Below are 23,657 nucleotides of genomic sequence, written 5' to 3'. Positions count from 1 at the left end.
GCCTGCCCGGCATTCGTCTCCCACCCACGATTCATCGGAACCACGCCACATGACACAACACCCGCTTTCCTTTCCCGCACCCCTAGCGAACGGCCGCATCGAGGACGGCCCTCAGCCACGGCCGGAGTATCCACGCCCCCAGCTCGTTCGCGACGGCTGGATGAACCTCAATGGCAGGTGGGAGTTCGAGATCGACCAGGGCGACAGCGGGCTAGAGCGCGGAGTTCTGGAGCGAGAGCTCACCGACCGCATCACGGTGCCGTTCGCTCCGGAGTCGGCGGCATCCGGGATCGAGCACACGGACTTCATGGAGGCCGTCTGGTATCGCACGCGCTTCACCGTGCCGAGCGAGTGGGTCGGCAAGGGCGGCGTCGTGCACTTCGGTGCGGTCGATCACGACGCCACCGTGTGGGTGGACGGCGTGGAAGCCGTGCGACACCGCGGCGGCTTCACCCCGTTCCAGGCGCCACTCGGTGAACTGGCCGCGGGGCAGGAGGTTTCGATCGTGGTGCGCGCTCGTGACTCGCGTCACGAAGCGAAAGCCGGTGGCAAGCAGGCCACCTGGTACTCGAACACCGACTGTTACTACACGCGCACCACAGGAATCTGGCAGACAGTGTGGGTGGAGGCTGTCGATCCGTTGCACCTCCGCCGCTTCCGGATCACACCCGACGTCGACTCCAGCTCCTTCAGCTGCGAACTCGTACCGAGCCGCAATGCCGCAGGCGCTTCCGCCACCATTCGGCTCTTCGCCGAGGGGGACCTGGTCGCAACAGCGACGGCCGGCTTCGGAATGAGTCTTGCGGGCACCGCCCGTCTGCAGCTCGACCCTGCCGACGTTCGTCTCTGGAGTCCCGCGAATCCCTTCCTCTATACCCTGGAGATCGAGGTGCGCGACGGCGACGGGAACGTTACCGACCGGGTGTCGAGCTATACCGGACTCCGCAGCATCGCGATCGACGGTACCGCCGTGCTCATCAACGGGGAACACGTCTTCCAGCGACTCGTGCTCGACCAGGGCTACTGGCCGTCATCGCTCATGACGGCGCCCGATGACGACGCCCTCGTTCGCGACATCGAGCTCGGCCTCGAGGCAGGGTTCAACGGTGCCCGGCTGCATCAGAAGGTGTTCGAGGAGCGCTACCTCTACCATGCGGACCGCCTTGGCTACCTGGTGTGGGGCGAGTTCGGCGACTGGGGTGTGTCCGGCGCCGGCGGCATTGGGCACAACCAGGGCCAGACGGCGTCGTTCATCACGCAGTGGCTCGAAGCGCTCGAGCGCGACGTAAATCACCCGGCCATCATCGGCTGGTGCCCGCTCAATGAGACGCATCAGGCCATGCACGACCGCATCACCGTGCTCGACGACGTGACGCGGGGTATGTTCCTCGCCACCAAACTGGCTGATCCCAGCCGTCCCGTCATCGACGCGTCCGGTTACTCTCACCGGGTGCGCGAGGTCGATGTGTGGGATGCGCATTCCTACGAGCAGGACCCGGCACGCTTCGCCGAAGAGCAAGGTGGCATTGCACACGGTGAGCCGTTCATGAACAGGGAGTTCGAGCGGGGAATCTCCATCCCCTACGGCGGCCAGCCGTTCTTCGTCTCGGAGTTCGGCGGCATCTGGTGGAACGAAGAACTTGCACGAAACGATGACGGCAGCGAGTCGTGGGGTTACGGTCAGCGTGTCTCCAGTCGGGACGAGTTCCACGAACGCTTCGCGGGCCTCATCGGCGTGCTTCGGGATGACGAGAACATGTTCGGTTACTGCTATACGCAATTGACCGACACATTCCAGGAGCAGAACGGACTCGTCGACTTCGACCGCGTCCCGAAGTTCGACCTGTCCGTCATCCGCGCTGTACAGACTGCGCCGGCGGCGTACGAATCGCGAACGCGACGCTGAAGAAAGCTATCTCAGGCGAGAAGAAATCGTCTGCGGACGACGAGTGGCTGCTCGGCCCGTGACCAACCGTTGCTGAGGAGAACACACCGTCACCGTCGCCCGAGGGACGACAGGCCTGTTCGATCCTCCGCAACGGTTCGGTACTGACATTCAGTGGCGACGGATGTCGGGCAGCAGCGCCCGCGCAGACCGGCCCTTGATCGCACTGAACCAGACCCCCGCGCCGTAGGCGAGGTCGTCCAGCCGGCGCGCGATCCCGAAGCGGACCGGGTCGAGCCGTGGCCGCGTGCGGCGGAACTCGAGCACGACGTCGAGCACGCTGGAGACCAGGACGGCTCGCCGCATCCGTCGCGAGAAGATCGCGGCGATCACAGCGAGTGGCCACCAGTGTCGCACCAATAGCGCCATTGTTTGGGTGATCGACGCGAGCACACCCTCGGTGGTCAGCTCGGTCGCGACCCATACCGGGTGCTTGCTGCGCTTGAGCTTGCGGGCGATCCGCCACACGGCGAAGCCCGAGATCAGCAGAGCGGCGGGAACGGACCAGCGTCGTTGGGCCAGCAGCACAACGATGACGCCAGCACTCCACGGCGCGAGCACCGCCGGCGCGATGTCGTGCGGGTGCCGTTGCGACAGCGGATGCGCGGAGCTGCCGTAGAAGGCTTTGCGCTGAAGCCAGACGCCGACCCTCTGGCGGTGTTCATGCCAGACCTTGGCCTCGGGTTCGAAGCGGATACGCCAGCCCTGTTCTGCGAGACGCCAGACGAAGTCGACATCCTCGCCCTCGCGCATCTCGGCGCTGAAGCCGTCTCCGATGGCGTCTAGCCTGGCCACGAGGAATGCACCGGGCACCCAGGAAACCGGCGATCGTGGTCGGACGGTGGCCGGATGGATGCCGAGGTCGAGCGAGGACCGCGCCTCCTCGTAGCGTTCGATCCAGTTCATGCCACCGCCGTCGTCGAGCCCGAGCACGCGCGGTGCGGCAAGGGCCACCTTCGGGTCGACGAAGTGCCGGAGTAGTGTCGACGTGGCGAGGGGATCGAGCACGATGTCCGAGTCGACGAAGGCCACGAAGGGGGTGGTCACGTGCTTGAGCCCCTCATTGCGGGCAACGGCTGGTCCGCCGTTCACCTCGAGAGGCAGGAAGCGTGCGCCATGATGGTTGACCACGCTCATGATCGCGGCGCGGTTGGGCGAGACGTCATCGACCACGATTACCTCGCGCCCGTGACCGATGCTGGTGAGCAGGCGATCAAGTGCTGCCGGCCGGCCGAACACCGGCACGACGAAGGTGACCTCCGACTCGTCAGCATCAGGCAGCGAGCTGAGAACGGGGTCGGCCATGCCCGCCTCGAGGAGTCGGTCGGCCAGGGTTCTGGTGCCGGCATCCGCGATCCGCAGTGTGCGGTCGACAATCATGGCACGCGCGGCGTCGACGAGGTAGAGCACCCTGGTCGGGGAGCCGCCGATCAGGGCGCGGCCGCCGTCGCGCACTCGCACCCGGCGGTTGAGGCGCACGGTGAAACCGTCGGGAAGCTGGTCAGTCATGCCAGGCATCCTCGATCGTCGACGGCGTAAGCGGTGAAGCGTCGCAGGGCCGTCGCGATCATCTTGTCGAGCAGCGCCACCCCATCGGAGGCAGTGGCTCCGATGGGATCGCCGAGCACTCCGGATGCCGAAACCGCCCGGGTGCCTCCCTTGCGCATCGCGGGCAACAACTCACTCATCGGAGAGACGTTGCCAGGGCTCGCGCTCGCCATATCAACCGACTGCGGCGCGAGGTGCAGCATCAGGGAGGTCTCGATCCGCCCCGCGTGGGCATCGCCGTGGCGCACGGTGCATGGCACCCACGCCACTCGGTGCTGCTCGGCGATCAGCTGCGGAATCACAACCGAAAGCGAGGCGACATTGCCACCGTGTCCGTTCACGATGAGGATGCTTCCCGCCCAGGTCGACAGCGATCGCGCGAGTTCCACGAGCATGAGCTGCAGCGCCTCATGTCCGACGGACACGGTGCCAGGGAAGGACTGGTGCTCGCCGCTGGCACCGTAGTAGATCGTCGGTGCGACGATCGCGTTATCGAGCCTGTCGGCGAGCCCGGTCGCCACGGCTGTGGCGACCACGCTGTCGGTCGAGAACGGCAGATGTGGCCCGTGCTGCTCTGTCGAGCCAAGCGGCACGAGTACGAGCGGCGCGCCGGAGACGGAGGGCCACGCCCTCTCCGCCAGCAATGCCGTCACGTGGGCTCCCTATGGATCACGCTATCGCGACTTCGCTCAGGCCTTGGCCGTCGACCTCGCCGGGGACTTGGTCGCAGGATTCGTCATGGGCTTTGGGGCGGCCGCGGCGCGGGCCGGGCGCACCGGTGTCGCCGGAGCTGCGGCATCCGCACCGAGCCTGCGCGAGAAGGTCGGCGGGACGTAGAGGTCCGCAGGCGAGAGTTGCTTGATGGAAGAGTGCCCGAGTCCGAGCACCGCGGAATCGAGGCCGCCGCGCAGGATGTCGAGCACGTTCTCCACCCCGGCCTGCCCGTTCGCGGCGAGGCCCCAGAGGTAGGCGCGACCGATCATCACGGCGCGAGCTCCGAGAGCGACGGCCTTCGCGACGTCGCTGCCACGGCGTACCCCACCGTCCAGCACGATCTCGATCTGGTTGTTCACGACCTCGGCCACCGACTGCAGCACGCGGATAGTCCCCGGTGTGCCATCGAGGTTGTTGCCACCGTGGTTGGAGACGGAGATCGCTGTCACGCCGGCGTTGATGGCGCGCTTCGCGTCATCAATGCGCGTCACACCCTTGAGCATGAAGGGGCCGCCCCACTCTTTGCGCAGCCATTCGACGTCTTCCCAGGTGGGCGGCGGTGTCTGCATCCACTCGTAGTAGGCGCCGAAGAATGTCGGCGCCTCGCCGCCGGGTGCGGTGAGGTTCGGAGTCGTCAGGTCGGGAATATGACGCGTCTTCGCGAACTCCCAGAGCCACTTCGGGTGCGGCAGCACGTTCGGCGCGAACGTGACCATCGTCTTCAGGCTCATCTTGTCGGGAATCGTGGGGCTTCCCCAGTCCCGTCCGTTGGAGAACGACCAGTCGAGAGTGGCGATGAGTCCCTTCGCCCCCGCGGCGCGGGCACGATCCATCCGCTGCACCATCGCTTCGCGGGTGCCTGTCCAGTACATCTGGAAGAACAGGTTCTGGTTGGCGGCCGCGACCTCCTCCACTGGCTTGCTCGCGAAGGAACTGAGCCCCATGATCGTGCCGCGGTTTTTGGCAGCACGCGCGACGGCGACCTCGCCTTCCGGATGCACGGCCTGCACGCCTGTCGGCGAGATGATCACCGGAAAGGAGATCGGGATGCCCATCACCGTGGTCGATAGGTCACGCTCCGGTTTGTGCCCGGCCACGTGCGGCGCGAAGCCGAGTTCGCTGAAAGCCGCCATGTTGTCATCGATGGTCAGCCCCTTCTCGGAGCCGGCGACGAGTGCGCCGTACACCGAGGACGGGAGTCGCTTCCTGGCCCGACGCTGCGCCTCGGCGACGGTCTCGAACCATGCGTTCTTCGCCATTGAATTTCTCCCTAATCTGTCAGTTCGCTCTCGGGACAGTCTTACCCACAGCTTAATGGCACTCGGTGCCAAATAACAGTAATGGTCACGATCCGAAGAGAACGGTCAGCGCGGGGGCCACGTCGCGATAGGTGCGCACGAGCTGTGCCTTTCCGCGCCCGATTCGGGCGAGATCCCGACCGAGGACGATGTCCTTCTCCCCGCTCACGTCGATGAGCACGTCGAGCCGTGGCAGGCGCGCCGCGATTTCCCGGGGATCCGGTCCCGCGTTGTGCACGCAGTCGGACAGCATCACGACCCTGGCATCGCGCACCGGAACACGCCTGAGCTGCTGGTTGGCTAGCTCGAGCGGAAACGAGACGTTGGTGAGGCCGCGGGCCGGCATCCGCAACATGGTGTCGAGCAGGTCCATCGGGCGAACAGGCTCGCCGAGACGCAGCAGCACCGCGGCATCCGACCAGAACGCGATCACCGCGAGAGCATCGTGTTGCAACTCGCCGGCCAGCGCGCCGACGGTCGCCGCTGCCGTCGGCACGCGTTCGCCCTTCATCGATCCGGAGACATCGATGGCGAGCACCACCGAACGGCGGGTTCGCACGCGCTCGTGCACGATGATGTCTTCGTCTTCCGGCATCGGACGCTCGGCGAGCACCTCGATCGTCTTGTCGAGGTCGATGTCGTCCGAGCCGCCGCGGTAGGGCAGGCTGGCTAGCGATCCCACGCCACGCTGGCCGGTGCCATCATCGCGCGGGCGGCGGATCGACAGCCGCGCCGCGATCTGTCTGGCGCGCGCTCGCACGATGGGGTCGGCATCCACTGCGTCCGCGGTGGCGAGCACGAGTTCGGCGTCCTCGTCCGTAGAACCAGACGTCGACACCCCGGGTTTCGCTTTTGCCGTGCTCGGCTCACGCGACGGATCGGCGCGCAGCACCACGCCCGCACCGCCCTTTCCGGCTTCGTAAGCCATCGGCTGTTGGTCGAGCTGCTTCGGTTTGCGCTTCAGCGGCTGCAGCGTGCGGCTCTTCTTCGGAGAGGCCTCGCGTTTCATCGGAGTGTCGGCCTCGACCTCCCTTCAGCCGGGCTCCGCGATGGCGGGCTGAAGGATGAAGTGGTCTTCCCAGATCTCGCGCAGCACATGCTCCGGCGTCGACTCGATCGCCTCATCGAGGTGGATGCGGCCGGAGAGCGCCACGATCATCGCGTCGTAGAACAGTTCCTGGTAACCCGATTCCTCCGGATTCAGGATTTCGCGCAGTTCGGCCAGCTGCGTAGCGACCAGCACGCAGTCGATCGCACCACGCACGCTGCTGCCCTGGCGGATGTCCGGATGCTCACGGGTCGCGCGGGTGACCGCCACGGCGTCCACCATCATCTGCTGCTGCAGCAACCCTTCGGCATGGGTGCGCAGGGTCACGATGCCCTCCTCGGATGCCGCATCCTGGTAGTCGATGGAGAGCCGATTGAGCCTGTCGTGCACACTCGTCGACAGGCGGGTGGTGCCCACATTGTCGTAAGGGTTCATCGACGCGATCACCCGGAAGGTTGGCTCCGCGACGATCACACCCACCCGCGGTACGGCGATGGAGCGATCGGCCATGGCGGTCAATAGAGTGTTGAGCGTGTCTTCCGGCGCCCGGTTGAACTCCTCGATGTAGAGGAACCCGCCCTTCTGCATCGCCTCGATGAGCGGCCCGGCGACGAAGTTGTCTGCGCTGTAGTCCTCTTTGAGCACGCGTGCAGGGTTGTGGTGCCCGACGAGCTTGGCCGGCGTGAGGTCGGCGTTGCCCTCGACGAAGAGCAGCGGGATGCCCCACTCCTCTGTGATCGCCTTGAGCATCGTCGTCTTGCTCGTGCCGGGTGGCCCCTCGAGCACGATGTCGCGACCTGCGGCGACGGCGGCGAGCGTGAGTTCCAACTCCCGCTCACGGCCGACGAGATGCGACGCGACCCGCTTCCGGGTATCGGCGATGGTGCTCTGTGCCACGGGTTCTCCCTCGGGTTGTGGCGGGGCGGCGCACGATACGCCGCCCCACTTCTATCGACTACTTGCTTCTATCGACTACTTGACGAGCTGGCCGGCATCCACAGGGAAGACCACTCCGGTGATGTAGCGCGCCTCGTCGGAGGCGAGGAACAGCACGGCATTGGAGATGTCGACAGGCTCCACCCACGGGATCGGCAGCGCGTTCATCACCTTGAAGCGCTCACCGAGAACCTCACGCGTGCGCTCCTCGACCGGCAGATCCGGCGCAAAGAGCGCCGCGGTGGCCGCGTTCTGGATCATGTCGGTATTGACGCTGGTCGGGTTCACGGTGTTGACGCGGATCATGTCGTTCGCGAGCTCGAGAGCCAGCGTCTTCATGAGGCCGATCACGCCGTGCTTGGCGGCAACGTAATGACCGATGTTCGGCACGGCCTTCACGCCCGCTGACGAACTGGTGAGGATCATCGATCCTCCACCGTTGGCTCTCAGGTGCGGGATCGCCGCCTTCGCCGTGTGCCAGACGCCCTTGAGGTTCACGTCATGCAGCTGGTCCCACTCGTCGTCGCTCAACTCCTCCATCGTGCCGAAGCTGAAGATTCCGGCGTTCGCCGAGACGATGTCGAGCTTGCCAAGTTGGGCGACGCCATCATCCAGGGCGGCTTTGACCGCGTGGAAGTCACGCACATCGGCCTTGGTGGCGATGATCCGCCGGTCGAGAGCTTCGATCTGTTTGACGGTCTCCGCCATGTCTGCGGGTGTCGCCATGTCGTAAGGTACGGTGCTCATCTGGTCTTCGATATCGATCGCGATGATGTCCGCGCCCTCCTGAGCCAGTCGCAGCGCGTGGCTGCGTCCCTGGCCGCGGGCGGCTCCGGTGATGAAGGCGACCTTGCCATCCAGTCTTCCCATGATTAGAACTTCTTTCTGTAGTCAGTCCTGCTGTTGACGCTTCTCAGTCGGTCACGGATGCGGGGCGGAGACTCCACCCGGCATCCGCCGATTGCTCAGCGCTTGTTGACGAACCCGGCGTCCACCGGCAGGGTGGTTCCGGTCACGTAACGTGCCGCGTCCGACGCGAGCCAGAGCACGGCGTTGGAGATGTCGACAGGCTCAACCATGTCCACCGGCAGCGCATTCTGCATCGCCTGGCCCATCGCCGGGTCCGCTTGGATGAACGCCTGCATGGCGTCATTCAGCACCATCGGTGTCTTCACCCCTGTCGGATGCACGGTATTGACCCTGATCGAGAACTGGGCGAGGTAGTTCGCGTACGCGCGCATCAGGCCGACCACGCCGTGCTTGGCCGCGGTGTAGCCGAGACCGCCAGGAGTATTCCCGCCGATTCCGGTGAGGCCGGCCGTCGAACTGGTGAGGATGATGGATCCGCCCTTGCCCCCGTCGATCATCTGCTGCTTGGCCACCTCGACGGTGTGGTAGACGCCGGAGAGGTTGACGTCGATCACGTCCTGCCATTCCTGCGCCGTCGGATGCTGCGACATCGGTGCGATGCCGGCGTTGGCCGACACGATCTGCACCAGTCCGAGCTCTGCGACGCCCTTGTCGAAGGCCGCCTGCAGCGCACTTCTGTCGCGTACGTCCGCCACCGTGGCGACGATCCGGCGATCGAGCGCCTCGACCTGCTTCACGGTTTCCGCGAGATCGTCGGGGTTCGCCATCGGATAGGGCACGGAGTCGATCTGCGATGCGATATCGATCGCGATGATGTCGGCCCCCTCCTTGGCCAGTGTGATCGCGTGGCTGCGACCCTGGCCGCGGGCAGCGCCGGTGATGAAGGCCACTTTGCCTTCGAGTTGTCCTGCCATGGTGTTCTCTTCTCTCTCGATTTGGGTGTTACTTGATTGCGGCGCCGGCGTCGACCGCGAGGGGGACGCCGGTGACGTAGCGGGACTCGTCTGAGGCGAAGAACAGCACGGCGTTCGAGATGTCGATTGGCTCCACCCACGGGATCGGCAGCGCGTTCATCGTGGTGGCCGCCGCCGCAAAGTCGTCCTGCGTCGGATTCTCCAGGTCCGGCCGGAACAACTTGTAGGTGCCCTCGTTCTGCACCATCAGCGTGTTGACGGTCGTCGGATGCACGCTGTTCACGCGGATGAAGTCCGGTGCGAGTTCCAGCGCCAGCGTACGCATCAGCCCGACGACGCCATGCTTGGCAGACACGTAGTGGGAGATGTTCTCGTAGGCGAAGAGACCGGCATCCGAACTGGTGAGGATGATGGAACCGCCTCGCCCGCCCGCCTTGAGGTGCGGTATCGCAGCCTTCGTCGCTCGCCACACGCCCGACAGGTTGATGTCGATCATGTTCTTCCACTCGTCTTCAGGGATGTCCTCCGAGTGGTGCGGCGTACCACCGATTCCGGCGTTGGCCGAAACGATGTCGAGGCGGCCGAGTTGTGCGACGCCGTCGTCCACGGCTTTCTTCACCTGGGCGAAGTCGCGAACATCCGCCTTCGTGGCCACGATCCGGCGGTCGAGGGCTTCGACCTGTCGAACCGTCTCTGTTAGGTCCTCTTCGGTCGCTGGGGGATAGGTGTTCTCCGACAGCGCTTCGCAGATGTCGATCGCGATGATGTCGGCACCCTCCTGTGCCAGCCGCAGCGCATGGCTACGGCCTTGGCCTCGTGCTGCTCCGGTGATGAAGGCGACTTTGCCCTCGAGTCTTCCCATGATCTCTTCTCTTTCCTGACTGTTTGTGGTTGTGCTCGTGTTCGGGTGTTGTACTTCGCTTACTTGATGTTGGATCCGGCATCGACCGAGAGGGTCACGCCGGTGATGTAGCGCGCCTCGTCGGAGGCGAGGAACAACACGGCATTCGAGATGTCGATCGCCTCGACCCACGGGATCGGCAGTGCGTTCATCGTCTGCGAGGCCGGAGCGAAATCTTCCTTCGTGGGGTGATCGAGGTCCGGACGGAACAACCGATAGGTCGCTTCGTTCTGGATCATGTCGGTGTCGACCTGGGTTGGATGGATGCTGTTCACCCGGATCATGTCCGGCGCGAGCTCGAGCGCGAGGGTTCGCATGAGGCCGACTACACCGTGCTTCGCTGACACGTAGGCACCGGCGTTGGCGTAGGCGCGAAGCCCGGCCGCCGAGCTGGTGAGAATGATCGACCCGCCACGCCCTCCAGCCTTGATGTGTGGGATGGCTGCTTTCGCGGCGCGCCACGCCCCGGACAGGTTGACGTCGAGCATGTCTTTCCAGACCTCGTCCGGGATTTCGTCGGTCGAGAGCGGGTTCACACCGATGCCGGCGTTCGCGCTCACGATGTCGAGACGTCCGAGCTGGGCTACACCCTCATCCACGGCGGCTTTGAGCGCGGCGAAGTCGCGCACATCGGCCTTGGTGGCGACAATGCGGCGGTCGAGAGCTTCGACCTGGCGAACGGTTTCGGCGAGGTCGGCTTCGGTCGCTCCCGCGTAGGGGATGTTCGGCTGGTCCTCGCAGGCATCGATCGCGATGATGTCAGCACCCTCTTGCGCGAGTCGCCGTGCGTGGCTGCGCCCCTGCCCTCTGGCGGCTCCGGTGATGAATGCTACTTTTCCTTCTACACGCCCCATCGCGTGCTCCTTTCGTTGTGTGTTACTTGCTAAGTGGCTACTTCAGGGTGTAGCCGGCGTCGATCTTGAGCTGGGTGCCGGTGATGTACCGTGCTTCGTCAGAGGCGAGGAACAGCACGGCGTTCGAGATGTCGACAGGTTCAACCCACGGGATCGGCAGCGCGTTCGTCGACTGGAATACCTTCGCAGCCTCCTCCTGCGAGGGGTGCTCCTGGTCGGGCATGAAGAGGCGGAACGTCGCCTCGTTGAGGATCATGTTCGTGGCGACACCGGTTGGATGCACGGTGTTGACGCGAATCGAGTGGGGAGCGAGTTCGAGCGCGAGCGTCTTCATGATTCCGACGACGGCGTGTTTGCTCGCAGTGTAGGCGGCCACGTTCGGAGTGCCCATGATCCCGGCGGTCGAACTCGTGAGGATCATGGATCCGCCCGTGCCCTGCTCGATCAAGTGGGGGATGACCGCCTTGGCGGTGTGCCAGACGCCCGTCTGGTTGATGTCGATCACTGTCTGCCAATCGCTGTCGGTGACGAGCTGGGTCTGGTCGCCGAACATGAAGATGCCAGCGTTGGCGCTCACGATGTCGACGTGTCCGAGTTCCGCCACACCTCGGTCGAGAGCTGCCTTCAGGCCGTCGAAGTCCCGGACATCGGCCTTGGTTGCGACGATCCTGCGGTCGAGGGCTTCGATCTGGCGGACGGTCTCGGCGAGGTCGTCCTCTGTCGCACCCGGGTAGAACCTCTCCATACCGGGGATCGATTCGGCGATATCCACCGCGATGATGTCAGCGCCCTCCTGGGCCAGACGGATGGCATGGCTACGCCCTTGTCCGCGTGCGGCTCCGGTGATGAATGCTACTTTTCCTTCTACACGCCCCATCGCGTGCTCCTTCCGATTCATTACAACGCGGATCCCGGGTGGTAATCCGTGGCTCTCCGTCGCAAGCGGACCAGGCGCTTGTCACGTCGATCCGCGTTGCGAATCAGGCTCTAACTACAGCCGCAGGCACCTTCTCCTCCGCTGCCGCATGCGCAACCGGCATCTGATTTCGCCCAAAGATTCATTCCGGCCAGTGGGCTCTCGTCGCAATCGCTCGCCGGAGGCTGCGCTGCGCTGGTCGCAGGCGTTTCCGGGCTGAACCCGGTGAGCGGACTCGGCTCGCAGTCTGCTGCGTTTACCGGCGCCATCCCGGCGCGGCGGCTCAGCGTGAGCTGCACCGGTCCCATGCCCTCGCGTACGGCGCGGGTAGTGCTGTGGGAATGGTCCACGATCGACGAGGTCGGAAGGATCGGTCCGCCGTCCTTCTCCTTACGGTTCTTCAGTAGCTCTTCGCCGTAGCCCTGCACGCATTCCGGGTCTGGACCGTCGAGCGGCAGGCCGGTGAAGAACTTGGCGGCCATGCAGCCGCCCTTGCAGGTGTCGAAGAAATTGCACGAGGTGCATGCGCCTCCCGACTGCGGCTCGCGCAGCTTGAGGAAGAGCTCCGAATGCTTCCAGACCTCCTGGAAGCCGCCCTCCGAGCGGACGTTGCCGGCGAGAAACTCCTCGTGAATGGCGAAGGGGCAGGCGTAGACGTCGCCGACCGGGTCGATGAGGCAGACCACGCGACCGGCTCCGCAGAGGTTGAGGCCTGGCAGGGCATCCCCGAAGGCGGAGAGATGGAAGAAGGAATCCCCGGTGAGCACGCCTTCGCCGTGCGCGACCAGCCAGTCGTAGAGTTCGCGCTGCTGAGCCTGCGTGGGATGCAGTTCGTCCCAAACATCGGCGCCGCGGCCGGATGGTCGAAGGCGGGTGAGACGCAGCTGCGCGTCGAACCTGTCCGCGATGGCCTTGAAGTCGTCGAGCTGGCTGATGTTCTGGCTGGTGCAGACGACCGAGATCTTGAAGCCCTTGAACCCTGCGTCGTACATGTTCTGCATGGCCTTCATGGCGGTGGCGTAGCTGCCAGGTCCGCGAACGTGGTCGTTGACCTCGGCGGTCGCGCCATCCAGGGAGATCTGCACATCCACGTAGTCGCTCTTCACCAGCCGCTGCGCGATCTCCGGCGAGATCTTCACGCCGTTGGTGGAGAACTTGACCCCGACGTGGTGGTCGGATGCGTAGTCGACGAGTTCCCAGAAATCCGGACGAACCGTGGGTTCTCCGCCGCCGATGTTGACGTAGAAGACCTGCATCCGCTCGAATTCGTCGATAACTGCCTTGGCCTCATCCGTGGTCAGTTCGCGGGGATCGCGACGGCCGGAGCTGGAAAGACAGTGCACGCAGGAGAGGTTGCAGGCGTAGGTCAACTCCCAGGTGAGGCAGATGGGAGCGTCCAGGCCGTATTCGAAGAGATCGACGAGACGCTCGGTCTTGCGTGGTGTGTCTTTCGGGGCGAGAACGAAGGGGGAGGTTCGGGGAGCATCGAGGAGTGTCATGAGGCCCTTTCGACGACCATGGATGATTGCGCGAGAGTGGCGAGTGCCCGCTGGTAGCGGGGAAGATCGGACTCGCCGACGCCCGCGGTGAGGCAGGCGGCCCGGGCGGAGGGAGACTCCGCGAGGGACTTCACGACCGCGAGGAGGGTCGTGTCTTTGAGAAACGAGAGCTTGCGGGTGCCGAAATGATAGAGAAGTGCGCCGAAGGGCTCAGGTCGTACGGATACTTGCGGATGGATATCCCACCCGCGGTCAAGATCAAGGTCGGACATGTCGGCGACTTAGTAGACGCCGCACATGCCATCGATCGAGATCTCCTCGACCAGGGTGTCTTCTTCGACCAGCTCGACTACATCGGTCTCGGTGGTTGACTGTTCGGTGGGTCCCATGAGGTCCTCCTCGTGCTAGAAATCGACTACAGCGGCGAAAATCCGTTACTAATCTGAGACTAATGACACTGAGTGCCGAAGGGAAGGGGTGAACCTCCATGGATGCTTCGAATGCGCCGAAAACGTCAGGCGCGCGTATCGGACGCCAGCCCTCTATCTCGCACGCCGAGCTAAGTCACATCTCGCTGCAGCTCTTCATCGAGAATGGTTTCGAGAACACCACGGTGGATGCGGTGGCCATCGCCGCCGGCATCGGTCGCCGCACTCTCTTCCGTTACTTCCCCTCGAAGAACGACCTGCCATGGGGTGACTTCGACGCGGGCCTCGAGCAGATGCGCTCCTTCCTGCGGATGCTTCCCAGCGACACCCCGCTCGTTGAGGCCCTGTCGCTGGCCGTCGTCGAGTTCAACCGCTTTCCCGCGGAGGAGATCCCGTTCCACAGGGAACGGATGGATCTCCTGCTCAACGTTCCGGCCCTCGTTGCCCACTCGACCCTGCGCTACGCAGCGTGGCGCCAGGTCGTGGCCGACTACGCCGCTCTGCGGTTGGGTATCGAAAGCGACAATCTCGAACCGCAGACCATCGCGTGGGCCTTTCTCGGTGCATCCCTCGCCGCCTACGAACAGTGGCTTAAGCATGAGGATGCCGACCTGCTCGAGCTACTCGAGGCGGCCTTCGTCGTGCTGAGGACTGTCTTCGCGAGCCTGGAGATCCACCCGGCGGGTTGATACTGGAGTCGAGGGATGGAGCGACTCCGGGTGAGATACGACGTCATCGTGGTGGGCGCTGGCGCGGCTGGCGCGCCGCTGGCCGCGAGGCTGAGCGAAGATCCGGAACGGTCGGTGCTTCTCCTCGAGGCAGGTCCCGTGCCCGATTCCACCGACGATTTCCCGAAGGAACTGCTCGACTCAGGCACCGTGCAGGGTGCGATGCCGGGGCATCCGCAGAACTGGTCGTTCATGGGGCATCTCACGCCCTCGCTGCCGTACTCGATCGCGCGTGGTCGCATTCTCGGCGGCTCGTCCGCGGTGAACGGCGCCTACTTCATCCGCGCCAGACGCCAGGATTTCGAGCGGTGGTCGGCAGGCGGCAACGACGAGTGGGCGTGGGAGAAGGTGCTGCCGCTATACCGCAAGCTCGAGCACGACCTGCAGTACGGCGAGACAGCGGTGCACGGCGGTTCGGGGCCGATGACGATCTCGAGGCCGCCCCAGGATCATCCGGCGACCGTGGCCTTCCGCCGCGCCGTAGAGGAACTGGGTTTCATCTCAGAACCCGACAAGAACGACCAGGGCGAGCCGGGATACGGACCAGTCCCGATGAATGCCATCGACGGCATACGACTCAACACCGGAATCGCTTACATCAATCCGATTCGCTCGCGCGCGAACCTGACGGTGCAGGGCGACAGCTACGTGCGCCGGGTGATCTTCGACGGCACGCGCGCCGTCGGAGTCGAAGTCGTACACGCCGGTGCGGTCTCCAGCATCGAGGCGGCAGAGATCGTGCTGTCCGCCGGCGGGGTCAAGTCTCCCCACCTGTTGCTCGTCTCGGGCGTCGGACCACGCGATGAACTCGAGCGTTTCGGCATCCCGGTGGTGAGCGATCGCCCGGGGGTCGGCACGGATTTCAGCGACCATCCCGACATCGCTGTCGGCTGGCAGCCCCGCCGCGGCATCGTCGACTACTCGACGACGCAGTCGATGGCGGACTGCCTCAACTTCACCTCGGAAGGGCCGGAGGGTTCGCAATTCGATGGCGACCTGGAGATACTCCCGATGATCAAGCCGATGGGGTATCTTCTCACCGGCAGCGCGCAGGGCACCGTCGCCGGCGCAGGCACCTTCCTGCGGCATCCGCTTCGCGTCGCACGGGCGATGAAGGGCGTGTCGCTCAAACGGTTCTCCCAGCAGGTCGCGCACCAGGGTGACCTCGCCTTCCTGGTCGCGGTGCAGGCCGAGACTTCTCGCGGGCAGATCACCCTCGACTCCGCCGATCCCGATGTGCAGCCGCGCATCGACTACAACTACCTGTCGACCGAGAGCGATCTGCGGCGCATGGGCGAGGTCATCCGTACGACGGTGCGCATCCTGCGCACGGATGCCTACCGGTCGCTGTTCCGCCGCCTCACCGAGCTGACCGACGCGATCCTCGATGATGACACCGCACTCGACGACTGGATGCTGCGCCACCTCGGTACCGCGATCCACCTCTGTGGCAGCGCGAAATTCGGCCGCGCAGCCGACCCGGCCGCCGTCGTGGACCAGTACGGTCGGGTGCACGGGGTCCAGGGACTTCGCGTGGCGGACACCTCCATCCTGCCGACGACGCCCACGCGCGGACCGGCCGCGACCGCCGTGCTCATCGGGGAGCTGATCGCCAGCTTCATCCGTCGCGGTGACTAGCTGCTCCGCCCGCACCGTGGGCAGGAGGTGCCCGACGAGTGCGTGCGGAACGAGACCGCCTCCTCGCTACCCCGCTGCGTTGCCGGCAGCGATGAGCTGCGCGATCTCCTCCACACCAAGACCCAGGCCTGGGAAGCTCGCGAGCCTTCCGATCGGGAACGACGACATCATCTTCATCATCAGGGGATCGACCATCGGGTAACTAGCGCTGGTCAGTCGGCGGGCGGCGGGGCTGTAGTGACCCTGCTCGGGATGCCCGCGGCCCTGCATCTCTTTCGTGGCGACTACAGCATTTCAGGCGCGACTGCCAACCTGAGCCAGGAGCGCGCGGAAGATCTCGCGAGGCACCTCGCCGGTCTCGCCGGCGTCGAGCCGACGATGGACTCCGGCTCGGACCCGTCGTCGATGGCGTGCTCATCCCCGGCCCACCATCGACTCGATCTGTGCGGGGTGGGTGCCGACAAACCGCTCGTCCTCGGGGCGACCGACGATGAGTTCTCCATGATCTTCTCCTCGGTCAAGAGACAGCTGCGCTGGGTGCTGACCGGTCTCAGGCTCAGACGGCTGGGGCTCACCCGTGCGCGCCGCAGATCGTATCTCGTCGCGAATCCCGACAGGGTCGCCGAACCTACCGCCGCCGTGCTCGCCCGCTACCACACAGACCGACTGCTCCGATCATCCGTGCCACGCATCGCCGAGGCCGGGGTATCGCCCGACCTGGATGTACCGATTCTCCTGGCGTTCGCCCATACACGGGTCCGCCGTCCACTGCCTCGACGTGCCCTTCTTCTTCGACTGTCTCGACGCCGAACGGGTCACGGCGATAGCCGGCGATGAGCCTCCCCGGGCCATCGCAACCGATCTTCACGGCGCTGCGGTGGCCTTCCTCCGCGATGGGGACCCCGGCTGGCCGATCGTCGGGTCCACCAGGCTACTCGCAGCCCTCGCAGGCGACGTCACCGGCGGGGTCGTCCGCGATGAGGGGTTTCGCGAAGCACAGCGAGATGGCGGAGTCAACGTAGTAGCCGAAGTTCGGGATGCGGGTGTAGCCCTGGCGCTGATAAAAACGGATGGCGTCGGGCTGGCGGTTGCCCGTCTCGAGCACAAGGCGGCCGAGTCCGCGAACGCGACCCTCCTGCTCGAGGCGCTCGAGGATCGCTGTCGATGCCCCTGTGCCACGGCTTTCGGGCTGCACGAACATGCGTTTGATCTCGGCCTCGGTGTCGTCCAACTGCCGCAGGCCGCCGCATCCGATCGCTGCCCCGTCGTCGTCGAAGACCACGAAGAAGACGGAGATGTCGGCGGCGCTCGGCGCCACGCCAGGCTCGGAGTCCGGGGTGCCGTAGCGCTCAGCGATTTCCGCACGCTGGGCGTCCCTCAGTGCGATCGCATCCGGGTCATCCCAGCTGGTCTCGCGGATGATCATGAGCGGGTGAGCCGCTCGATGAGTTCCCGGTAGCGGGCGGCAGTTTGTTCGACAATCTCCTGGGGGAGCTCCGGCGGAGGGCCAGCCTGCCCTGAGCCTGTCGAAGCGGAACGGTCCCAGTGCTCGCTCAGCCAGTCGCGCACGATCTGCTTGTCGAAGCTGGCTAGCCGGTCGTCGTCGCCCGCCGCGTAGAGTTCCGCATCCCAGTACCTACTGGAATCGCTGGTGAGAACCTCGTCGGCCAGGGTGATGACGCCGCTGTTCCGGTTCGCGCCGAACTCGAATTTCGTGTCGGCGAGAATCACACCGCGTGCCTCGGCGATGGCGGATGCCCGGCTGAAGACCTCGAGGCTCAGCGAGCGAAGTGCCTCCGCGGCATCCGCACCCACCAGGTCCACGGTCCGCTCGAAGGAGATGTTCTCGTCGTGTTCTCCCATCGGGGCCTTCCACGCCGGCGTGTAGATCGGCTCGGGCAGGCGGTCGCCGTTCCGCAGGCCGGCGGGCAGCGGCACGTCGCAGACACTCTGCGACCGCTGGTATTCGGCCCAGCCGGAGCCGACGAGGTATCCGCGCACCACGCACTCGATCGGAAACATGTCGAGCGTCCTGGCCAGCATCGCGCGCCCGGCCACGGCATCCGGGATCAGATCGTTGACAGTTCCATCGTCGGAGATCTCATGGTCGGCGACCAGATGATTGGGCACACCGGTCAGCTGGTCGAACCACCACAGGCTCAGCGTGGTGAGTAGTTCGCCTTTGCCGGGGATGCCGGGGGACAACACAAAATCGAAGGCGCTCACCCGGTCGCTGGCAACCATGAGCACGCGATCCGCGGAGGCGAGGTCCCGGGTGTTCTCGTCGATGTAGAGATCGCGCACCTTGCCGGAGTAGGCGTGGGTCCAGCCGGGCAGGTCGATCGCACTCACTGGGCGACTCTTGCCGCGATGTCCGTGCGGTACTGACCACCCTCGAGGTCGATGGCTTCGAGCGCTCGGTAGGCGCGGGAGCGTGCCTCGGTGAAGTCGCCGCCGGTAGCGACGACGCTCAGCACCCGGCCGCCGGTCGCCACCAGGTGGTCGCCGGAGTGGGCGGTCGCCGCGTGGGCGATGGACACGCCATGAATGGCCAGCGCGGTGTCGAGCCCTGTGATGGTGCGTCCGGTGATCGGGGTCTCTGGATAGCCCTCGCTGGCGAGCACCACGGTGACCGCTACGTCATCCGAGAACTCGGGACGCTCCAGCTCGCCGAGGCCACCAACCGCAGCCGCGAAGAGCAGTCCGCTCAGCGGGGTGACCAGTCGCGGAAGCACCACCTGTGTCTCGGGGTCGCCGAAGCGGGCGTTGAACTCGATCACCCGGATGCCGGAGTCCGTCACGATCAATCCGCAATAGAGCAGTCCGATGAACGGTGTCTGTTCCGTGGCGAGCTGGCGGATGGTGGGCAGCGCGATGGTTTCGATGACCTCGTCCACGAACCCGGCAGGCAGCCACGGCAGCGGGGAGTAAGCACCCATTCCGCCGGTGTTCGGGCCGTCGTCGTCGTCGCCGAGCCGCTTATAGTCCTGCGCGGGTGACAGCGGGAGCACGTTGTGACCGTCGCTCAGTAGAAAGAGCGAGACCTCCGGACCGTCGAGAAACTCCTCCACCAGCACACTGCCGTGACCGAGCCAGTAGGTGGCATGGGCGATCGCCGCATCGCGGTCGGGGGTGACGAGCACTCCTTTGCCGGCGGCGAGACCGTCGGCTTTGACCACGTAAGGGGCGCCGAACTCGTCGATGGCGGTGATGGCTTCGCCGAGGTTTCCGGCACGAACCGCGCGACCTGTCGGCACGCCGGCCTCATCCATGATTCGCTTGGCGAAGTTCTTGCTTCCTTCGAGCGCGGCTGCGGCTTTGCCAGGGCCGAACACGGCGATGCCGCGCTGGCGGAGTTTATCTGCGACGCCGGCGACGAGGGGCGCCTCCGGTCCGATCACGACCAGTTCGATGTCATTGTCGAGTGCGAACTCGGTGACGACACCCGGGTTCGTCGGGTCGAGAGCGATCACCGACACGTCGGCGGCGATGCCGGCATTACCGGGAGCTGCGGTGATCTCATGACCGGCGTTTTCGCTGAGGAGAGCGGTGACGATGGCATGCTCACGCGCGCCGGAGCCAAGAACGAGAATTCTCACCCGGTAAGCGTACCCAAGCCAGCTGTAGCCCGCCGCCGGTCCAGCGGCGCACTAGCGTTGACACATGCCACTCCCCAAGATTCCGGATGCCGTGGGCGGCGATGCCGTGCGCCGTGCGTTAGCGACGGTGGCCGACCGCAACACCGAGGCGACCGCTGTGCGCTACCTCCTGCAGCTCCTCGCAGACGAGGTTCCCGGCAACTCGGTCGAGGTGCGCGTTCCGCCGTTCGGGGCGATCCAGTGCATCGAGGGACCCGGTCACACCAGGGGCACACCGCCCAACGTCGTCGAGATGGATGCCCTCACCTGGCTCGCGATCGCGACCGGCGGTGAGGAGTGGGCGACCGTGCTCTCCGAGGGCCGTATCTCGGCATCCGGTTCGCGCGCGGACCTCAGCCAGAACCTGCCGATCAGGTGGGACCGGGCTGACGAGGGACAATAGTCCTATGAGCAACGAGACCGAGACCCCGGAACCGCAGGGAACCACGGCGGTCACCCAGGTACGCATTCGTCGCGCGCCCAAGTATCCCGTGTTCATCATCCTGGGTGCGGGGCTCGGTGCTGCGGTCACCTTCATCCTCACGGCGCTCTTCCCCATCGATCCCAACGTCGGGTTCGGCGCACTCTTCGGTTATTTCGCGCTGTACGGGATTCCGGTCGGAGCGGTCGCGGGAGCCCTCGTGGCGATCCTCCTCGACCTGCTGTCGAATCGGCGGGCGAAGACGCTCGACGCGGAGCACACCACCGTCGACGCCGAGCCTCTTGGCGCGGAGCCGGTCGACGCGGAGCCTGCTGAGGGTGAGATCCAGCAGGACTGAGCTGGCCCGGGTTGCTGCGGGCGACTGCGGCTTCGTCCCGCCAAGCTGGGGCATTGGCGCGGCGTTGTGTTATCCGCGCGCCTGTTGCAACCGGCGCGCGGATAACACAACCCCGCGCGGTCGATTTCGACACAAGCTGTCGACCGCGGCTGGAGCGGTCGCGAACGCCGCTAGCTGAGCTGCGTCTTCTCCACCCAGGCCAGGTATTCGGGGGTGACAGTGCCGGTCACATACTCGCCGGTGAAGCAACTCATCTCGAGCGCTTCGACATCCGAGCCCTCGATAATGGCCGCCTGCATGTCGGCGACCTCCTGGTAGATCAGGTTGTCGGAACCCATCTCGGTGTTGATCTCGGGGATCCTGCGGTTGTGGGCGATGAGTTCCTGCCGTGACGGCATGTTGATGCCGTACACGTGTGGGAAGCGAACCGGCGGCGCTGCGGAGGTGAAGGTGACCTTGTTGGCCCCGGCTTCCCTGGCCATCTGCACGATCTCCTTCGAGGTGGTGCCGCGCACTATCGAGTCGTCGACGATGAGAATATTCTTGCCCGTGAACTCGCTGCCCATGGCATTCAGCTTCTGCTTCACTGACTTCTTGCGTTCCGCCTGGCCTGGCATGATGAAGGTGCGGCCGACGTAGCGGTTCTTGTAGAAGCCTTCGCGATACTCCACGCCGAGCTTCTGGGCCACCTGCATCGCGGCGGGGCGGGCGGAATCCGGAATCGGCATGACCACGTCGATGTCACCCATCGGCGTGTACTTCGCGATCGTGTCGGCGAGGCGGTTGCCGAGTCGCAGACGGGCCTCGTAGACCGAGATACCGTTCATGATCGAGTCGGGGCGAGCGAGGTACACGTACTCGAAGGAGCATGGCACGAGGCGCGGGTTCTTCGCGCACTGTTTGGAGGTCATCTCGCCGTCGACAGCGATGAAGATCGCCTCGCCGGGCGCGACATCCCGAACGAAGTCGTAGCCGCCGCTCTCCAGCACCAGAGATTCGGATGCCACGATCCACTCGGTGCCAACGAAGCCCCTGGTGCGCTTTCCGAGCACGAGGGGGCGAATGCCGAATGGGTCGCGGAAGGCGAGCAGGCCGTATCCGGGGATCATCGCGATGGTGGCGTAGGAGCCTTCGACGCGTTCGTGCACCCGCTCGACGGCGGCAAAGATCTGGTCGGGATCGAGGTCGGGCCCGGTCACCTGCTCCTGCAGTTCGTGTGCCAGCACGTTCACCAGCAGCTCGGTGTCAGAGGTGGTGTTGAGGTGCCGGCGATCGATGTGGAACAGTTCTTCGGTCAGCTCACGCGTATTGGTGAGGTTGCCGTTGTGCACCAGCACGATGCCGTAGGGCGCGTTCACATAGAACGGCTGGGCTTCCTGCTCGTTGGCCGCGTTGCCCTTGGTCGCGTAGCGGCAGTGACCGAGTCCCATGTTGCCCGGTAGGGCGCGCATGTCACGGGTGCGGAAGGCCTCGCGCACCTGGCCTTTAGCCTTCACCATATGGAAGGTCCGGCCTTCTGCGGTGGCGATTCCTGTGGAGTCCTGACCGCGGTGCTGCAGAAGCAGGAGGCTGTCGTAGACCTGTTGGTTGGCGGGTTCCGAAGAAACGATGCCGACAATGCCGCACATGCGCTAGCGGGCTCCATTATTCAAGGTGGCTGTCGCCCGGATTCGGGCCGCTTCTAGTCTCGCATACGACATTTGTCCCCAGGCCCGTGAAGGCTGAGTAACAGCCCGCCGGTACTCTTGAGGCGTGACCGAGAACTCCTCCACCTCCTATCGAGAGGCCGGCGTCGATACGGCGGCCGGCGACCTGGCCGTCGAGCTGATGAAGTCGGCGGTCTCGAAGACCCACGGCCCTGAGGTTCTCGGCGGTGTCGGCGGATTCGCCGGTCTCTTCGACGTGTCTTTCCTCAAGACCTTCACCAAGCCACTGCTCGCCACTTCCACCGACGGCGTCGGCACGAAGGTCGCGATCGCCCAGGCCATTGACAAGCACGACACGATCGGATTCGACCTCGTGGGAATGGTCGTCGACGACATCGTTGTCGTCGGCGCCAAGCCGCTTTTTATGACCGACTACATCGCCTGCGGCAAGGTCGTTCCGACCAGGATCGCGGATATCGTGGCCGGCATCGCACGTGCCTGCAGCGAGACTCGCACCGCCCTGGTCGGCGGGGAGACGGCAGAGCACCCTGGCCTCCTCGGACCGGACGATTACGACGTCGCCGGTGCCGCCGTCGGCGCCGTCGAGTCCGACGCGCTGCTGGGCTCCCACCTCGTGGCCGATGGCGACGTGGTCGTCGCGCTCGGGTCATCCGGGCTGCACTCGAACGGCTACTCGCTTGTGCGGCACATTCTTGCCGGCCGCAACATCTCCTATTCTGACCAGTCGGCGGAACTCGGCGGACTCGTCGGCGAAGTGCTGCTCGAGCCGACGAAGCTGTACACCGCCCCCCTGCTGCGCCTGCTCTCCGACCCGCGCCTCGGCACCTCCGTGCACTCGCTCAGCCACGTCACCGGCGGTGGAATCGCGGCCAACCTCGCGCGGGTACTGCCGATCGGCAGCTGGGTCGAGGTCGATCGCGCAACCTGGTCGCCGCAGCCGGTCTTCCATGTAGTCGCTGAGTGGGGCGGCATCAGCCTCGAAGAGACCGAAGGAACCTGGAATCTCGGCATCGGTATGATCGCCGTCGTCGCGGCGCACGCCGTAGACGGCATCATCGAGAAGCTCGCGACGGACGGTATTCCGGCCTGGACGGTCGGAACCATCTCAACCTCAGAGCGCGATATCGCGGGCTTCGAGCAGGGCGCAAAGGGCGTCAACGGCGGCGCGGTACGCCTGACCGGAAGCTACCGGTAGCGCGGGCTCGCCGACGAGTGGGGCTAGGGCGTGTTGCTAAAGCGGGTTTGGGTGGTCGTGGGCGAGTCTTGTTGGATGTCGCGTGATGTGGTTTCTGATGAGGCGTGGGCGGTGATCGGACCGTTGTTCCCGGCTGGGAAG

25 protein-coding genes are annotated in these 23,657 nt (G+C 65.2%); 7 read left to right on the top strand and 18 right to left on the bottom strand.

Features of this window, described 5'->3' with window-relative positions; translation table 11 throughout:
* Positions 1-160 precede the first annotated feature (160 nt).
* The gene (locus tag ABIB56_RS10865; RefSeq protein ID WP_354569301.1) at positions 161-1,906 is read left to right on the top strand and encodes a glycoside hydrolase family 2 protein; all 1,746 of its coding nucleotides are present in this window, start codon (positions 161-163) and stop codon (positions 1,904-1,906) included.
* Between the two features lie 150 nt (positions 1,907-2,056).
* Here the strand turns inward: ABIB56_RS10865 and mftF are convergent, their stop codons facing one another.
* The 13 genes from mftF to mftA all read right to left on the bottom strand — a co-directional run bounded on the left by mftF (position 2,057) and on the right by mftA (position 13,832).
* A complete protein-coding gene (mftF, locus tag ABIB56_RS10860; protein ID WP_354569225.1) occupies positions 2,057-3,454 on the bottom strand; it encodes a mycofactocin biosynthesis glycosyltransferase MftF in 1,398 nt (465 codons plus the stop codon).
* Positions 3,451-4,146 (bottom strand): mycofactocin biosynthesis peptidyl-dipeptidase MftE, encoded by a 696-nt coding sequence (gene mftE / locus ABIB56_RS10855; protein WP_354569224.1) that lies wholly within the window; start codon positions 4,144-4,146, stop codon positions 3,451-3,453. The genes mftF and mftE overlap by 4 nt, the downstream gene beginning before the upstream one ends.
* A gap of 36 nt (positions 4,147-4,182) precedes the next feature.
* A complete protein-coding gene (gene mftD / locus ABIB56_RS10850) occupies positions 4,183-5,466 on the bottom strand; it encodes a pre-mycofactocin synthase MftD (RefSeq protein WP_354569223.1) in 1,284 nt (427 codons plus the stop codon).
* 85 nt (positions 5,467-5,551) lie between these two features.
* Positions 5,552-6,514: a vWA domain-containing protein gene (locus ABIB56_RS10845; RefSeq protein ID WP_354569222.1), complete on the bottom strand. Its 963-nt coding sequence runs from the start codon at positions 6,512-6,514 to the stop codon at positions 5,552-5,554.
* Positions 6,515-6,538: 24 nt separating this feature from the next.
* Positions 6,539-7,450 carry an AAA family ATPase gene (locus tag ABIB56_RS10840; protein WP_354569221.1) on the bottom strand — a complete coding sequence of 304 codons (912 nt, stop codon included), beginning with the start codon at positions 7,448-7,450 and terminating at the stop codon, positions 6,539-6,541.
* A 75-nt stretch (positions 7,451-7,525) separates the two neighbouring features.
* Positions 7,526-8,359, bottom strand: coding sequence for a mycofactocin-coupled SDR family oxidoreductase (locus ABIB56_RS10835; protein WP_354569220.1), 834 nt, complete (start codon positions 8,357-8,359; stop codon positions 7,526-7,528).
* 95 nt (positions 8,360-8,454) lie between these two features.
* Positions 8,455-9,273, bottom strand: coding sequence for a mycofactocin-coupled SDR family oxidoreductase (locus tag ABIB56_RS10830; RefSeq protein WP_354569219.1), 819 nt, complete (start codon positions 9,271-9,273; stop codon positions 8,455-8,457).
* A 28-nt stretch (positions 9,274-9,301) separates the two neighbouring features.
* Positions 9,302-10,135 (bottom strand): mycofactocin-coupled SDR family oxidoreductase, encoded by an 834-nt coding sequence (locus ABIB56_RS10825; RefSeq protein WP_354569218.1) that lies wholly within the window; start codon positions 10,133-10,135, stop codon positions 9,302-9,304.
* 59 nt (positions 10,136-10,194) lie between these two features.
* The gene (locus ABIB56_RS10820) at positions 10,195-11,028 is read right to left on the bottom strand and encodes a mycofactocin-coupled SDR family oxidoreductase (protein ID WP_354569217.1); all 834 of its coding nucleotides are present in this window, start codon (positions 11,026-11,028) and stop codon (positions 10,195-10,197) included.
* A gap of 37 nt (positions 11,029-11,065) precedes the next feature.
* Positions 11,066-11,905, bottom strand: coding sequence for a mycofactocin-coupled SDR family oxidoreductase (locus tag ABIB56_RS10815; RefSeq protein WP_354569216.1), 840 nt, complete (start codon positions 11,903-11,905; stop codon positions 11,066-11,068).
* 110 nt (positions 11,906-12,015) lie between these two features.
* Entirely contained in the window at positions 12,016-13,443 is a 1,428-nt protein-coding gene (gene mftC / locus ABIB56_RS10810; RefSeq protein ID WP_354569215.1) for a mycofactocin radical SAM maturase, read from the bottom strand.
* Entirely contained in the window at positions 13,440-13,715 is a 276-nt protein-coding gene (gene mftB, locus ABIB56_RS10805; RefSeq protein ID WP_354569214.1) for a mycofactocin biosynthesis chaperone MftB, read from the bottom strand. Before mftB ends, mftC begins: the two co-directional genes overlap by 4 nt.
* 9 nt (positions 13,716-13,724) lie before the next feature.
* The gene (mftA, locus tag ABIB56_RS10800) at positions 13,725-13,832 is read right to left on the bottom strand and encodes a mycofactocin precursor MftA (RefSeq protein ID WP_354569213.1); all 108 of its coding nucleotides are present in this window, start codon (positions 13,830-13,832) and stop codon (positions 13,725-13,727) included.
* 98 nt (positions 13,833-13,930) lie between these two features.
* Here mftA and mftR point away from each other — a divergent pair, with 98 nt between their 5' ends.
* Both mftR and ABIB56_RS10790 read left to right on the top strand, forming a co-directional pair.
* Positions 13,931-14,560 (top strand): mycofactocin system transcriptional regulator MftR, encoded by a 630-nt coding sequence (gene mftR, locus ABIB56_RS10795; protein WP_354569212.1) that lies wholly within the window; start codon positions 13,931-13,933, stop codon positions 14,558-14,560.
* Positions 14,561-14,575: 15 nt separating this feature from the next.
* Positions 14,576-16,237, top strand: coding sequence for a GMC family oxidoreductase (locus ABIB56_RS10790; RefSeq protein ID WP_354569211.1), 1,662 nt, complete (start codon positions 14,576-14,578; stop codon positions 16,235-16,237).
* Between the two features lie 66 nt (positions 16,238-16,303).
* Here ABIB56_RS10790 and ABIB56_RS10785 read toward each other — a convergent pair whose 3' ends face one another.
* Positions 16,304-16,432 carry a hypothetical protein gene (locus tag ABIB56_RS10785; protein WP_354569210.1) on the bottom strand — a complete coding sequence of 43 codons (129 nt, stop codon included), beginning with the start codon at positions 16,430-16,432 and terminating at the stop codon, positions 16,304-16,306.
* A 57-nt stretch (positions 16,433-16,489) separates the two neighbouring features.
* On the opposite strand from ABIB56_RS10785, the gene ABIB56_RS10780 reads away from it, so the two are divergent.
* Complete coding sequence (locus ABIB56_RS10780; protein WP_354569209.1) at positions 16,490-17,074, top strand: hypothetical protein; 585 nt, start codon at positions 16,490-16,492, stop codon at positions 17,072-17,074.
* A 94-nt stretch (positions 17,075-17,168) separates the two neighbouring features.
* Here ABIB56_RS10780 and ABIB56_RS10775 read toward each other — a convergent pair whose 3' ends face one another.
* Genes ABIB56_RS10775 through purD form a run of 3 tightly spaced genes read right to left on the bottom strand, consistent with a single transcriptional unit; the run spans position 17,169 to position 19,836 of the window.
* The gene (locus ABIB56_RS10775; protein WP_354569208.1) at positions 17,169-17,663 is read right to left on the bottom strand and encodes a GNAT family N-acetyltransferase; all 495 of its coding nucleotides are present in this window, start codon (positions 17,661-17,663) and stop codon (positions 17,169-17,171) included.
* Entirely contained in the window at positions 17,660-18,589 is a 930-nt protein-coding gene (locus ABIB56_RS10770) for a phosphoribosylaminoimidazolesuccinocarboxamide synthase (protein ID WP_354569207.1), read from the bottom strand. Before ABIB56_RS10770 ends, ABIB56_RS10775 begins: the two co-directional genes overlap by 4 nt.
* Positions 18,586-19,836, bottom strand: coding sequence for a phosphoribosylamine--glycine ligase (gene purD, locus ABIB56_RS10765; protein WP_354569206.1), 1,251 nt, complete (start codon positions 19,834-19,836; stop codon positions 18,586-18,588). Before purD ends, ABIB56_RS10770 begins: the two co-directional genes overlap by 4 nt.
* A 64-nt stretch (positions 19,837-19,900) precedes the next feature.
* On the opposite strand from purD, the gene ABIB56_RS10760 reads away from it, so the two are divergent.
* Together ABIB56_RS10760 and ABIB56_RS10755 are read left to right on the top strand one after the other, a co-directional pair.
* The gene (locus ABIB56_RS10760) at positions 19,901-20,278 is read left to right on the top strand and encodes a sterol carrier family protein (protein WP_354569205.1); all 378 of its coding nucleotides are present in this window, start codon (positions 19,901-19,903) and stop codon (positions 20,276-20,278) included.
* Positions 20,279-20,282: 4 nt separating this feature from the next.
* Positions 20,283-20,654: a hypothetical protein gene (locus ABIB56_RS10755; protein WP_354569204.1), complete on the top strand. Its 372-nt coding sequence runs from the start codon at positions 20,283-20,285 to the stop codon at positions 20,652-20,654.
* 170 nt (positions 20,655-20,824) lie between these two features.
* Here the strand turns inward: ABIB56_RS10755 and purF are convergent, their stop codons facing one another.
* Positions 20,825-22,282 carry an amidophosphoribosyltransferase gene (gene purF, locus ABIB56_RS10750; RefSeq protein ID WP_354569203.1) on the bottom strand — a complete coding sequence of 486 codons (1,458 nt, stop codon included), beginning with the start codon at positions 22,280-22,282 and terminating at the stop codon, positions 20,825-20,827.
* A gap of 124 nt (positions 22,283-22,406) precedes the next feature.
* On the opposite strand from purF, the gene purM reads away from it, so the two are divergent.
* Positions 22,407-23,516, top strand: coding sequence for a phosphoribosylformylglycinamidine cyclo-ligase (gene purM, locus ABIB56_RS10745; protein ID WP_354569202.1), 1,110 nt, complete (start codon positions 22,407-22,409; stop codon positions 23,514-23,516).
* The last annotated feature ends 141 nt before the right edge of the window (positions 23,517-23,657 follow it).

It is taken from the genome of Glaciihabitans sp. UYNi722 (genome assembly GCF_040549465.1).
In the GTDB taxonomy this organism is placed as follows: Bacteria; Actinomycetota; Actinomycetes; order Actinomycetales; family Microbacteriaceae; genus Lacisediminihabitans.
This window is presented reverse-complemented; position numbering and strand designations above follow the sequence as displayed.

Coding starts and splice junctions, on each gene's coding strand:
- ABIB56_RS10865 (WP_354569301.1), top strand. CDS start 161: ATGAACCTCAATGGCAGGTGGGAGTTCGAGATCGACCAGGGCGACAGC.
- mftF (WP_354569225.1), bottom strand. CDS start 3,454: ATGACTGACCAGCTTCCCGACGGTTTCACCGTGCGCCTCAACCGCCGG.
- mftD (WP_354569223.1), bottom strand. CDS start 5,466: ATGGCGAAGAACGCATGGTTCGAGACCGTCGCCGAGGCGCAGCGTCGG.
- ABIB56_RS10845 (WP_354569222.1), bottom strand. CDS start 6,514: ATGAAACGCGAGGCCTCTCCGAAGAAGAGCCGCACGCTGCAGCCGCTG.
- ABIB56_RS10835 (WP_354569220.1), bottom strand. CDS start 8,359: ATGGGAAGACTGGATGGCAAGGTCGCCTTCATCACCGGAGCCGCCCGC.
- ABIB56_RS10830 (WP_354569219.1), bottom strand. CDS start 9,273: ATGGCAGGACAACTCGAAGGCAAAGTGGCCTTCATCACCGGCGCTGCC.
- ABIB56_RS10825 (WP_354569218.1), bottom strand. CDS start 10,135: ATGGGAAGACTCGAGGGCAAAGTCGCCTTCATCACCGGAGCAGCACGA.
- ABIB56_RS10820 (WP_354569217.1), bottom strand. CDS start 11,028: ATGGGGCGTGTAGAAGGAAAAGTAGCATTCATCACCGGAGCCGCCAGA.
- ABIB56_RS10815 (WP_354569216.1), bottom strand. CDS start 11,905: ATGGGGCGTGTAGAAGGAAAAGTAGCATTCATCACCGGAGCCGCACGC.
- mftC (WP_354569215.1), bottom strand. CDS start 13,443: ATGACACTCCTCGATGCTCCCCGAACCTCCCCCTTCGTTCTCGCCCCG.
- mftB (WP_354569214.1), bottom strand. CDS start 13,715: ATGTCCGACCTTGATCTTGACCGCGGGTGGGATATCCATCCGCAAGTA.
- mftA (WP_354569213.1), bottom strand. CDS start 13,832: ATGGGACCCACCGAACAGTCAACCACCGAGACCGATGTAGTCGAGCTG.
- mftR (WP_354569212.1), top strand. CDS start 13,931: ATGGATGCTTCGAATGCGCCGAAAACGTCAGGCGCGCGTATCGGACGC.
- ABIB56_RS10790 (WP_354569211.1), top strand. CDS start 14,576: ATGGAGCGACTCCGGGTGAGATACGACGTCATCGTGGTGGGCGCTGGC.
- ABIB56_RS10785 (WP_354569210.1), bottom strand. CDS start 16,432: ATGGTCGATCCCCTGATGATGAAGATGATGTCGTCGTTCCCGATCGGA.
- ABIB56_RS10780 (WP_354569209.1), top strand. CDS start 16,490: ATGCCCGCGGCCCTGCATCTCTTTCGTGGCGACTACAGCATTTCAGGC.
- ABIB56_RS10775 (WP_354569208.1), bottom strand. CDS start 17,663: ATGATCATCCGCGAGACCAGCTGGGATGACCCGGATGCGATCGCACTG.
- ABIB56_RS10760 (WP_354569205.1), top strand. CDS start 19,901: ATGCCACTCCCCAAGATTCCGGATGCCGTGGGCGGCGATGCCGTGCGC.
- ABIB56_RS10755 (WP_354569204.1), top strand. CDS start 20,283: ATGAGCAACGAGACCGAGACCCCGGAACCGCAGGGAACCACGGCGGTC.
- purF (WP_354569203.1), bottom strand. CDS start 22,282: ATGTGCGGCATTGTCGGCATCGTTTCTTCGGAACCCGCCAACCAACAG.